Annotated in this window: 11 protein-coding genes and 1 pseudogene; 5 read left to right on the top strand and 7 right to left on the bottom strand. The window is 58.4% G+C overall.

Going from position 1 to position 10,494, the window contains the following annotated elements; translation table 11 throughout:
* Positions 1-168: 168 nt before the first annotated feature.
* A complete protein-coding gene (locus DW024_RS09500; RefSeq protein ID WP_118377576.1) occupies positions 169-1,470 on the bottom strand; it encodes a glycosyltransferase in 1,302 nt (433 codons plus the stop codon).
* A gap of 118 nt (positions 1,471-1,588) precedes the next feature.
* Here DW024_RS09500 and DW024_RS09495 point away from each other — a divergent pair, with 118 nt between their 5' ends.
* Both DW024_RS09495 and DW024_RS09490 read left to right on the top strand, forming a co-directional pair.
* A complete protein-coding gene (locus tag DW024_RS09495; protein ID WP_118377575.1) occupies positions 1,589-2,527 on the top strand; it encodes an NAD(P)/FAD-dependent oxidoreductase in 939 nt (312 codons plus the stop codon).
* 154 nt (positions 2,528-2,681) lie between these two features.
* Complete coding sequence (locus tag DW024_RS09490; RefSeq protein ID WP_187361898.1) at positions 2,682-3,293, top strand: DUF1836 domain-containing protein; 612 nt, start codon at positions 2,682-2,684, stop codon at positions 3,291-3,293.
* A 72-nt stretch (positions 3,294-3,365) separates the two neighbouring features.
* Here the strand turns inward: DW024_RS09490 and DW024_RS09485 are convergent, their stop codons facing one another.
* The 6 genes from DW024_RS09485 to DW024_RS09460 form a co-directional block, all read right to left on the bottom strand.
* Positions 3,366-4,232, bottom strand: coding sequence for a DegV family protein (locus tag DW024_RS09485; protein ID WP_117839910.1), 867 nt, complete (start codon positions 4,230-4,232; stop codon positions 3,366-3,368).
* A 175-nt stretch (positions 4,233-4,407) separates the two neighbouring features.
* Positions 4,408-5,529: an NlpC/P60 family protein gene (locus DW024_RS09480; protein ID WP_118377574.1), complete on the bottom strand. Its 1,122-nt coding sequence runs from the start codon at positions 5,527-5,529 to the stop codon at positions 4,408-4,410.
* 32 nt (positions 5,530-5,561) lie between these two features.
* Positions 5,562-6,092 carry an adenine phosphoribosyltransferase gene (locus tag DW024_RS09475; protein WP_117757798.1) on the bottom strand — a complete coding sequence of 177 codons (531 nt, stop codon included), beginning with the start codon at positions 6,090-6,092 and terminating at the stop codon, positions 5,562-5,564.
* Positions 6,093-6,132: 40 nt separating this feature from the next.
* Positions 6,133-7,011, bottom strand: a complete 879-nt coding sequence (locus DW024_RS09470) for a MerR family transcriptional regulator (protein WP_117757797.1) — start codon at positions 7,009-7,011, stop codon at positions 6,133-6,135.
* A 3-nt stretch (positions 7,012-7,014) separates the two neighbouring features.
* The gene (locus DW024_RS09465) at positions 7,015-7,449 is read right to left on the bottom strand and encodes an FHA domain-containing protein (RefSeq protein ID WP_006236002.1); all 435 of its coding nucleotides are present in this window, start codon (positions 7,447-7,449) and stop codon (positions 7,015-7,017) included.
* Positions 7,450-7,515: 66 nt separating this feature from the next.
* Positions 7,516-8,220 carry a CDP-alcohol phosphatidyltransferase family protein gene (locus DW024_RS09460; RefSeq protein ID WP_089573364.1) on the bottom strand — a complete coding sequence of 235 codons (705 nt, stop codon included), beginning with the start codon at positions 8,218-8,220 and terminating at the stop codon, positions 7,516-7,518.
* Between the two features lie 396 nt (positions 8,221-8,616).
* Here DW024_RS09460 and DW024_RS09455 point away from each other — a divergent pair, with 396 nt between their 5' ends.
* The 3 genes and pseudogenes from DW024_RS09455 to DW024_RS09445 form a co-directional block, all read left to right on the top strand.
* The gene (locus DW024_RS09455; RefSeq protein ID WP_055250122.1) at positions 8,617-9,345 is read left to right on the top strand and encodes a lantibiotic protection ABC transporter ATP-binding protein; all 729 of its coding nucleotides are present in this window, start codon (positions 8,617-8,619) and stop codon (positions 9,343-9,345) included.
* Positions 9,342-10,112 carry a hypothetical protein gene (locus tag DW024_RS09450; protein ID WP_117629184.1) on the top strand — a complete coding sequence of 257 codons (771 nt, stop codon included), beginning with the start codon at positions 9,342-9,344 and terminating at the stop codon, positions 10,110-10,112. The genes DW024_RS09455 and DW024_RS09450 overlap by 4 nt, the downstream gene beginning before the upstream one ends.
* A pseudogene (locus tag DW024_RS09445) lies at positions 10,112-10,494 on the top strand (lantibiotic ABC transporter permease); the annotation flags it as partial. The gene DW024_RS09450 and the pseudogene DW024_RS09445, both read left to right, overlap by 1 nt.

Genomic DNA, 10,494 nt, shown 5'->3' with positions numbered 1-10,494 from the left:
GTTCCGCTATGCGGTTGTCAATTTGCGAAAGAAATTATGCGTCACCACGCGGCTTACCTGCGGGAGGCCCCTATATATCGTCCCGCGCGCAGTTTCGCAGCGAAGCGAGAATGTTTGAGCACGGGATGATATATAGGGGCCTCCCGCAGGTAAGCGGACATAAAGACGCTAGCGGATATGCGCTGGCTTGCCGCCCCAGTAGAAGCGGCAGAAGGCTCTTTTGCGCTTTTGGGGTTTGCCTACGAGCTCCATGGTTGCGATGGCTATGTCTTCGGCTGCGTGGGGGCGGCGTAGTACTTCGCCGTTGATGAGTAGGGCTTTGAGTGATTCGGGATGGTCGTGCAGGTGGCGCAGGGTTACGATGAGCTCTCGTGCCGTGGTGACGTGCATGCTGGCGCCCATGCCGGTGAGCATCGTGGTGTTGGCCTTTTCCTGGCCGTATGATTTGCCCAGCAGGATCATCGGCAGATGTGCGCATAGGCACTCGGTGACGGTGAGTCCGCCCGATTTGAGAATTGCCAGGTCGCAGCCGTGCATAAGGGCCGCCATATCGTCGACATAGTCAAGAACCGTGACATTTTCGAGCTTCATGGCATCGAAGAGTGTCTTGAGGCGGGCGGCGTATTCCTTATCCTTGCCCGGCAAAAAGACAAAGTGCATGTCTTCGAAACTGCGTAGGAAGGGGAGGGTGCGGTCCATCTCCGCGCGAAAGCGAACGTACGGTTGAGGCAAGCTGGCACCGGCCATTACCAGCACGACGGTCTTGTCGGTGGGGAGGTTGAACTTAGCTAGCTCTTCTTCGCGATCGTAATCCGTGTCGAATCCGGCGCGAATAGGAATGCCGGTAATGCGAATCTTTGTCTCGAGCACCTTGCGCGGACGCAGCGTTTCGGCCATAAATTCGTTGGCAACACAGAATAGATCGGTGTCCTTGTGGGGCCACCAGCCCTCGACTTCGTAGTCGGTCGGCACACAGATGACCGGATAATCGATACCCGTAATTACGCGGGCACCCACGGCAACATTGGCTGCTGTGATGTGCGTTGCGACCACGGCTATGGGCCTACGGCTACGAATATATTCGTTGAAGGCGGGGAACATGATTCGCGACCATGCCGTGCCTCCACCCCAGAGAAGATGTCCCGTAAGCGTATATCGCCAGGTCAGGTCGTAGATGGGGCGCGTGGCTCCCGTAAAAGATGCCGCGGTCTTATTGCCGTCGAATCTAATGCGTCCAAAATCAAGGATATCGAGGACTTCAATCTCAACATCCTCGGGGATGCCGCTGGTGCCGCGAATGAGGTCGAACGCCTGCGCAATTGCATTTGCGGCGGCCTTGTGGCCCGAGCCGACCGAGGCGTGCACGATGGTCACGAGAGGTTTTAGCTGAGCCAAGAGCGCTGTTTGCTCCGATTGGGGAGTGCTGTGCGTGAGCAGGGGAGCGTCGTCGCTCGTCTGCGCCTGATCCATCGATAACTCCCCTTCGACGTTGTAACTCGGATTTATCATTGTAGTGCATGAGTGTCATGTTCACGTAAATTTGGGTATGAGCGCAAAGAACGCCAATCTTTCGACAGGAGGTCTTTTCATGACTACCCATCAGCCGATCGATGTTGCGATTATCGGTGGCGGCCCCGCGGGCTATGCTGCCGCCATTTACGCTGCTCGTGCCAACCTAACGACGACCGTGATTGAACAGGGCATGTCGGGAGGGCAGATCGCCACAACCAATGAGGTCGAGAACTATCCGGGTATTCCGCTCTTGAGTGGCGCCGAACTCGGCGAGCGTTTTCAGCAGCATGCAGAGGGCCTGGGAGCACAGGTTGCATGGAGCATGGTTACGGGTATCGATTACGATGCCGATAAAGCGCTGTTTACGGTGCATCACGATATGGGCGATACGCTGGCCTCGAGTGTTATCGCTTGCATGGGGGCAACGCCGCGATCTGCTGGTTTTGTTGGCGAGGATACGTATCGCGGTCGTGGCGTTTCGTATTGCGCGACGTGCGATGGCATGTTCTTTCGCGGTAAACAGGTCTATGTTATCGGTGGCGGCAATGCTGCCTGCGAGGAAGCCCTGTTCTTGTCAGAAATCGCCAGCAGCGTGACCATCGTCTTGCGCCGCGATCAGTTCCGTGCCCCCGATGGCGTGGTTCAAAAGGTGCTCGCAAAAGATAATATTTCAGTTAGGTACCAAACTAGTATTGTTGAGCTTTCTGGTGAAGCGATGCCCACGACAATCACGTTCAAGGACAATGCGACTAGTGAAATGCACACTGAGTCCTTTGATCCTGGTTCGTTTGGCATTTTTGTCTTTGCTGGCACGCAGCCCCATACTGAGCTTGTAGAGCATCTGGTAGATTTGGCGTCCGACGGCGGTATTGTGACCGACGAATCGATGGCCACCCGCACGCCTGGCTTATTTGCCGCTGGCGATATCCGTTCCAAACGTTTACGCCAGGTTGTGACCGCTGTTTCGGATGGAGCCATAGCAGCAACGAGCGCATACGCGTTTCTCCGTGGATAAGTACGATAATATATCTTATGTAAGGTTGCTATCTTTAAACATAGTGGTTGGACAGTGCATCAATGTGCCGTCCAACCACTTTTACTTTGCGGCTATGTAGTATGCAAAACTATATAACCTAGAATACAATATAGAAAACGAACGGGGGCCTCTTATGAACCATGCTAAACATGTTATCCCGATGTCCGATACGTCGGTCAGCATTAAGCCTGAGGATATTCAGCCGACGGTTCTGCCGGATGCATTTATTCAGTCCGATATGGTGGGTAAACTCAACGCGTTGAGCCTGCCACGCTATGACCAGCTGCCCAACGTAACGCTCTATCGCGATCAGGTTATTGAATATGTTGCGCTGTGGATGGAGCCGCTTTCGATTTGCGTAGAGCAACCCGTTATCACGCCATCGATGATCAATAACTACGTAAAGGTCGGCCTCGTTCCTGCTCCGGTTAAAAAGCAGTATGGCCGTGAGCAGATTGCGCGTCTCATCGCCATTTGTATCTTTAAGCAGGTGCTGCCCATCGCTGCGGTTCAGGCGCTCTTTAATATTCAGCGCTTGAGCTACGACGCTCCGACGGCTTTCGATTATGTTGTCGATCAGCTCGAGGCATCGATTCGTGCGGCGTTTTCTGTTGAGCAGACTCCCGTGCCCGATACCGCACATCAGGTTACGCGCGAATCGTTGCTCGTGCGCAGTGCGGTATCGTCCTTCGTTTCGAAGGCGTATCTGATGAGCTATCTCAAGTTCAATGGGTTTAATAGCTAACCGAGGTATAAGATGGGCGGGATAAAGAGCCAATGGCTCCTTATCCCGCCCATACGTTTGTCTAGTTGGATATTATCGGCCCGACGCCACGCCCATACCGTAGCCGATAATGAGGCCGTGCATCTCGGCATAGTATGAATCTAGCCCGTTACAGGGCATGATAATCGTCTTGGAGCCGGGCCAATGCTCCACAATGCGGCTGGCAAGTGCTTGGGCGCCCACCTCATTCTCGACATGGTCGATAACGACCTCGCCGCCGGTAAAGCCTGCGGCCTCCATGGTGTCGACAATCTTGGTGAGCATCTTCTTTTCGCCGCGGGTGTGCCCAACGAGTTCAATTTTGCCCGCTTCGCTCGCCGTGCCCAAAATGCGGATATTGAGCTTGTTGGCAATGACGCCGGCTGCCTTAGGGATACGTCCGGCTTTGGCCAGGTTTTCGTAATTGCACAAGCTGAAGAGGATTTTGCTGTTCTGCTCAAGGCTATTGAAGTATGCGCAAGCGTCCTCGAATGAGACATCCGGATTGCTTGCAAGATACCGGTCGAACAGCAGTAAGATCAGGTCCATTTTGCCGCCGGCTCCGCGTGAATTGACCAAATGAATTTGACGGTTCGGCTCCTCGGCAAGAACCAAATCGCGTGCCGTGGCGGCGGCGTTATAGCTCCCCGATACGCCCTCCGAGATGGGCATACAAATCGTCTTGTCGGCAAGCCTAAAGAGTTCGGTCCACTCGCCTACGCTCGGACAGGCGCTCGAAGAAGCGCTCGACTCCGCCTGCACGGCGCAATTGAGTTCGTGAACGTCGAGCGTGAGGTCATCGACGAACTCGCGCTCCCCCACTCGAATTTTGAGGGGTGCAAATGCAAAGGTGGTATGGGGCGCGGTCGGTTGCCAATCGCGGAGGTTACAGCTCGAATCGGAGATAAGTGCCCAGCTCATAGAGGGTCCTTTCTATATGCTTCTCAATCATTATAGCTATATTGCTCACCGATGAAGCGTGCATCTAGTATTGAAAACTAGCACATTAGGATCATGTATGGAGCACGGTCATAAATAAATGAACCTCGCAGCTCAAAGGCCACGAGGTTCACCTTCGTTCGCTATACAGAGTGACTTAGTAGCGCACGAAAATGTAGTTGTTGTTCATACCGGCTGCGACGGAACTGATGATGACGCCCGTTTTGTAGTCGGAAGCATGGATCATCTGACCATTACCGATATAGATGCCGGTATGGTTGGAGTTAACCACAACATCGCCGGGTTGCGGATCGGACACACGGGTCCAACCCATGAAGTCGACCGTGGTGCCCAGACGGCAGTAGCGTCCCGTGAGGCAATAGCTTACAAAACCGGAGCAGTCAAAGCTGTTCGGCCCAATGCCACCCCAAGAGTAAGCGTATCCGAGCTTGCTATAGGCACGCGAAACAACGGAACCGCCGTCAACGGACTGGCTCGGTGCGGAAGGCGTCGGAGCCGGAGCCGGAGCCGGAGCGGGCGTCGGGGGCTGCGGAGTGGGAGCGGGCGCGGGCGTGTTTCCGCCGCCGTCGTTGGTCGTACCGCCACCCTTGTTGGTGTTCTCGCTCGTACCGGCGGTGTCGTTGCTCACCGTGGCCTTTTCGGCGGTGCTAGCATTTATGCCAGCCTGCAGCGCGGCGTTGGCCTGGGCCTCGGCAGCAAGCTCGGCCTGCAACTGTGAATCCAGGGAGTTCACGACACTCTGGGCTTCAGCCTGCTGGGCGTTAAGCTCATCGACCTTCTTTTGCGTGGTGGCGACGTTCTTCTCCTGCTCGGCCTGCTTATCGGTGAGCTGCTGCTTAAGCTCCTTGACCTCTTGAATGGTCTGAGCCTGCTTATCGGAAACTTTGCCGTAGTAGAACAGACGGTTGAGCATATCGCTCAGGTCATCGACGCCGGTCAGAACCTGAAGCAGGCTCAGACCGCCGGTTTTGTACTCGCCGGCGACATAGGTCGAGAGCTTGGCCTGACCGTCAGCGATCTCCTGCTGCTTTTGCGTGATCTCGCCAGCAGTCTGATCGAGCGCCTGCGTCTGCGTGGCGAGATCATCGTAAATCTGCTGGGTTTGGGTACCGATCTGCTCGAGCTTCGTACGAGCAGCGGCAAGGTCGGATGCGGTATCGGCGTAGGCAGGAGCCGCGAGGCCCAAGCCCAAAACACAAGCGAGGGTTGCCGTAGCAGCGCAGCGTGCCATGTTTTTGTGCGTGTTTGCTGTGCGCATGTAGCTTCCTTTCCAGTAACTAAGGGTAACGGCTAGTCCACCGTCACCAGGCTAAAGAGCTCAACATCGTCGTCAGTCGGCGTGAGCTTCTCGCGCGGGTTGAGAAACGCAAGCTCAAGGATACACCCGTAGCCCACAAGCTTTGCGCCCATATCTCGCACAAGTTTACCTGTTGCCTCGACGGTTCCGCCCGTCGCGACCAAGTCGTCCAGAATCAACACGGTATCTTTAGAGGTAATGGCATCGGCATGGATCTCGATAGAGTCGGTGCCGTATTCGAGCTCATAGCTCTGGCTCACCGTCTTGCGGGGTAGCTTGCCCGGTTTACGTGCGGGAACAAAGCCGGCACCAAGGGCCACAGCCACCGGTACGCCAACCATAAAGCCACGGGCCTCGGGACCCACGACCTTGGTGATCCCCATGCCGGCAAAGTGCTCGGCGAGGGCATCGGTCATGGCTTTGAGCGCCTCGGGATTGCCAAAGAGCGGCGTAATGTCTTTGAAGATGACTCCGGGCTCGGGATAGTCGGGGATGTCGACGATTTGAGATTCGAAGTCGTACATTGCATGACCTTTCAATGGGTTGCCGGATAAGCGGTAGCTGTTATTTGCCCGCGGTGACAGTGTCGGATTGCGAAGGGGCGACAACCTTGAGCGGCTTTACGAGAGAATCCTCGTGTGAAGCCGGCGCGGCAGTTTCTTCGTTTTTGGCCTTGGTGGACTCGGAGCGAGCGATTTCTTCATCGAGTGCATCGATGTCGGCATCCTCGACCACGGCGTTGAGCGACTCAAAAACGCGGTTCTTGAGCAGTGCCGTATGCACACCCTCGGTGAGGTCGTGAAGCTTCTTAAACGCACGCTCGAGCTTGGCGTCGCGCTCGTCATCGGAGGTATCCATTCCGAGCATGCTCACGAGCACCTGCTCAAACATCGAGGACTCGCGGTTGGCGGAAGACACGTACTGACGCAGGTTGCGCGGCTCGATATGGAAGCGTGACAGCTCGGAGCAGTAGCGGATGATCGGAAAATCGCGACCATCGACGAGCTCACGGTTCTGCGGACTCTTGATGATGCGAATGAGGTCGTTCTCGGCGAGCGAGCGGATAAACGAGATCTCGACGCCCAACATATCGGGAATGGTCTCGATGGGATGCAGCTTTTGTTTAGTCTCCTTGGGCTCCGTCTTGAGCGGAACATCGGACAGCAAGCCCACCTCGTAGGCGAGCGTTGACAGGTCCGTGGCGTTTTCCAAGCGCTGCTTAATCACGTTGAGCGGCATGTAGCGAGTCTTCTGCAGGTGCAGAATGACCTCCAGGCGATCAACGTCCTCCTTGGAGTACTGACGGTATCCCTTAGGCGTACGATGAGGGGTAATGAGCCCCTCATCTTCTAGAAATCTAATTTTTGAGTTCGAAAGATCGGGGTATGCGCCTCGAAGTAGGTTGACGACTTGGCCGATACTCAGATAGTTGCGTTCGGCCATGCCCTACTCACCGGTTTCGATGCGCTCCGGCGTGCTCTCGTGGTAGATGAGCGTAAACGTACCGATCTGAACGGAAGAACCGTCGTGCAGCGGGGCCGCGTTGACAATGGCACCGTCGACCCAGGTGCCATTGAGCGAGCCCAGGTCCTCGATGCGGGCGCCGAGGCCCTCGCGAATAATGCGCGCGTGGCTGCGCGAAACGGTCATGTCATTGAGGAAGATGCCGTTCGCAGGATCGCGGCCGATGGTGGTCACGTCGTCCTCGAGTTCAAAGGCGGCACCAGTCTGCGGACCCTTGACGATGGACAGAACGGGGGCGGTGATGCGCACGTTGGCCATGAGGTCGGGAACGGTGACGTCGCTTGAAGGCACGCGGAATACGCAGGTAGCGTCAGCAGTCTTATCATTCTGAGGCATATTGTTAACCATGTTGTCCATGACAACCCCTAACTTATCGCGGACGTGCCGCAAATAATGAACCGTACGTAATCATACCCCAACGAATCAGTCTTCGATTTCGGGGTTCAGAAAGTCGATGTCCTCGTCCTCGGGATGCGCGAGAGCCTGTTTAATGGCCACTCCGCCCTTAATGGAATAGATGACAGCCGTGAGCATGGAGAAGATCACGCCGCCGTACACAAAGAAGATGCCGAGGGGCACCGAGCTTCCGTTGAGGCCCGGGAAGGCCGTAAGGGTTGAAGGTAAAAGATGCAGGCCGTCAATAACGGGGAACCCGAGCAGCATGAGCGAGAAGCCGGTCATGAGCAGTGCAGTGGCAATCTTTCCGGGAAAGACGACATCGATGGGGCGACGGTGATAATGACGCACGATAAGCGTGCCGATGCCCAGATAGATGTCGCGGCCAATAATGAGCACGCAGACCCAGATTGGCAGCTCTCCGCGAACCACCAGCCCAAGTACGCCGGTGAACAGCAGCGCACGGTCGCAGATGGGATCCATGACCTTGCCGAGCCACGAGACCGTCTTGGTCATGCGGGCGATCTGACCGTCCATCCAGTCGGTGGAGGCGGCAACGGCGTAGATAACGATGGCGATGACGCGGTTGTTATCCGTCACAAACAGGTACAGAAATACCAGGGTGAGGATCAGGCGCGTAAAGGTGATGAAATTGGAGATCGTAAAGATCTTATTCGACGGGTAATCGGAAGTGCCGATAAGCTCCTTTTTGATCTTCTTTTTGATGCCCACAGGACTCCCCCGCTGGTTAACGACAAAACTTTCGATACTATACCCGTTCCGGCGATGTCTATCCAGCGTAAGCATAGAGAGTCCAGACATATGGAGGATGCTACTGGGTTGTGCGGCATTCTGCATTTGTGTACATCAGCCTCCAAATATGACATTTTTCGGCATCTTTGATGGCTGATGTACACGTTTTGATTCGGTGATTACATCGATCGGGAAAGTTGTTGCCTTAAGCAAATTAATCATGATGTGCGGGTCGAGAAGGGTTGGCGCCAAAAGAGCCCAACGGCCGTTACGGCTTCGTTAGAAACACGCCCCACCATGGATGGTGAACCCGAAAGGTAAGGCGCGCGGGCACGGTGACTCGGCCCGCGCTCCCGGAAGAGAAAGGATAAACCCATGGGTTACATGCTCGAGACGCGCGGGCTCACCAAGCGCTTTGGCCGCGGCGACCAGGCGCAGGACGCCGTGGCCGACGTGAGCCTTCATATCCGCGAGGGCGAGGTGTACGGGCTGCTCGGTCCCAACGGCGCCGGCAAGTCGACAACGCTCAAGATGATCTGCGGGATGCTGCGGCCGACGGCCGGGGAGATCCTCTTTGCCGGGCACGCCTGGCGCCGCGAGGACCTCTACGCAATCGGCAGCCTCATCGAGGAGGCGCCGCTCTACCCCAACCTCACCGCGCGCGAGAACCTGCGCGTGCGCACCACGCTGCTGGGCCTTCCCGAGAGCCGCATAGATGAGGTGCTCGCCGCCGTGGACCTCGCGGACACCGGGAAGAAGCGCGCCGGGCGCTTCTCGATGGGGATGCGGCAGCGCCTGGGGCTCGCGCTGGCGCTGATCGCCCGGCCACGCCTGCTCGTGCTCGACGAGCCCACCAACGGGCTCGACCCCATCGGCATCGAGGAGCTGCGCGACCAGATCCGCGGCTTCGCGGCGGCGGGTACGACGGTAATCGTCTCGAGCCACATCCTCTCCGAGGTGCAGCAGATGGCGGACACCATCGGCATCATCTGCGGGGGGCGCCTCGCCTACGAGGATGCGCTTCGGCCCGGGCAGGACCTCGAGGAACTCTTCATGAGCTTCTGTCGGGAAGGGCGACGAGCGCGCGGGGAGGTGGCGGCATGACGGGTGAGAAAGGCGGCCTGCTCGCGGCCCTGCGCGCCGAGGCCCTGAAGTCGCGCCACGCGGCACCGGTTCGCCTGGCCGTGCTCATGGCGCTGCCGATGCCGCTGCTCGGCGCGATGCCCTACCGGGGCGTGCAGATCTTCAGCGCGTGGAACTACTGGTACGCGCTCTTCCTGCCCGTGTGTCTCTCGCTCGTGGTGGCGTGCGTCGCGCGGGCGGACGCTCGCACGCGGATGCGGGGGCTTCTGGGCCTGGGCTTCCCGCTCGGGCGCGCCTGGTGGGCCAAGGCGCTCTGGTGCCTCGCGCTCTGCACGCTCTCGAACCTCGTGGTCTTCGGCATCTACCTCGCGGGATCGGCGTTCTCCTCGCAGGGCCTCACGGCCGCGGGCACGCTCACGATGCTCCTCTGCGCGCTCGTCAACACGGTGACCGCGGCGTGGATGATCCCCGCAGGGCTCTTCCTCACGGCGCGGCTCGGCATGCTCGCGGGCATCTTCTGCCCGCTCGTCGCGCAGCTCGTGGGTGGGTTCGCCTGGTCGTTGGTGCCGTTGCCGCAGCTCTTTCCGCCGTCGGCGAGCATGGTCATCCCCACGAGCTTCATCCCCGTGCTGCCGAGCGGCGAGCCACTCGCGGCGGACATGGCGCTCGGCGGGGCGCTCGCGGCGGACGGCATGCTCACGCTGGCGGGCCTTGCGGTCAGCGCGCTCGCGTTCGCCGCGCTCACGGCGGCGGGTGCGGCCTGGTTCGCGCGCTCCGAGGAGAGGTGATGGCCATGTCACGAATCTCCGACCCGACGCCGCGCATGACCCTCTCGCGGGCCCTGCTCTCCGAGGCCCTGCGCCTGGCGCGCTCCCCGCTCACGGCGGTGCACCTCGTCTGCGGCCTGGCGGCCGGTCTTGCCTGCGGCGAGTACTTCTCCGTAGCCCGATGGGACCCGGCGTTGGGCGCGGACGCCTACGTCCAGTTCCTTGGCGCCCTCATGCCGCTCATGTCCGCCATCGTCTGCGGACTTGCCGTGGACGAGGAGCGCGCTGCCGGGCGCCTCGCCAACCTCATGGCGGTCCCCTCGCGCGGGCGCGCCGTCGCGGCGAAGCTGCTCGCCCTTGCGGCGCTCGGCGCCGCCGCGCTGGCCGTGGCGCTCGGCGTGTT

The sequence above is a fragment of the Collinsella sp. AF37-9 genome (assembly GCF_003475115.1).
In the GTDB taxonomy this organism is placed as follows: domain Bacteria; phylum Actinomycetota; class Coriobacteriia; order Coriobacteriales; family Coriobacteriaceae; genus Collinsella.
The sequence above is the reverse complement of the archived record's forward strand: the minus strand, read 5'-3'. Positions and strand labels throughout refer to the sequence as shown.

Bases quoted from the DNA above. Each gene is read 5' to 3' on its own strand.
- DW024_RS09500 (WP_118377576.1), bottom strand. From the start codon at position 1,470: ATGGATCAGGCGCAGACGAGCGACGACGCTCCCCTGCTCACGCACAGC.
- DW024_RS09495 (WP_118377575.1), top strand. From the start codon at position 1,589: ATGACTACCCATCAGCCGATCGATGTTGCGATTATCGGTGGCGGCCCC.
- DW024_RS09490 (WP_187361898.1), top strand. From the start codon at position 2,682: ATGAACCATGCTAAACATGTTATCCCGATGTCCGATACGTCGGTCAGC.
- DW024_RS09485 (WP_117839910.1), bottom strand. From the start codon at position 4,232: ATGAGCTGGGCACTTATCTCCGATTCGAGCTGTAACCTCCGCGATTGG.
- DW024_RS09480 (WP_118377574.1), bottom strand. From the start codon at position 5,529: ATGCGCACAGCAAACACGCACAAAAACATGGCACGCTGCGCTGCTACG.
- DW024_RS09475 (WP_117757798.1), bottom strand. From the start codon at position 6,092: ATGTACGACTTCGAATCTCAAATCGTCGACATCCCCGACTATCCCGAG.
- DW024_RS09470 (WP_117757797.1), bottom strand. From the start codon at position 7,011: ATGGCCGAACGCAACTATCTGAGTATCGGCCAAGTCGTCAACCTACTT.
- DW024_RS09465 (WP_006236002.1), bottom strand. From the start codon at position 7,449: ATGGACAACATGGTTAACAATATGCCTCAGAATGATAAGACTGCTGAC.
- DW024_RS09455 (WP_055250122.1), top strand. From the start codon at position 8,617: ATGGGTTACATGCTCGAGACGCGCGGGCTCACCAAGCGCTTTGGCCGC.
- DW024_RS09450 (WP_117629184.1), top strand. From the start codon at position 9,342: ATGACGGGTGAGAAAGGCGGCCTGCTCGCGGCCCTGCGCGCCGAGGCC.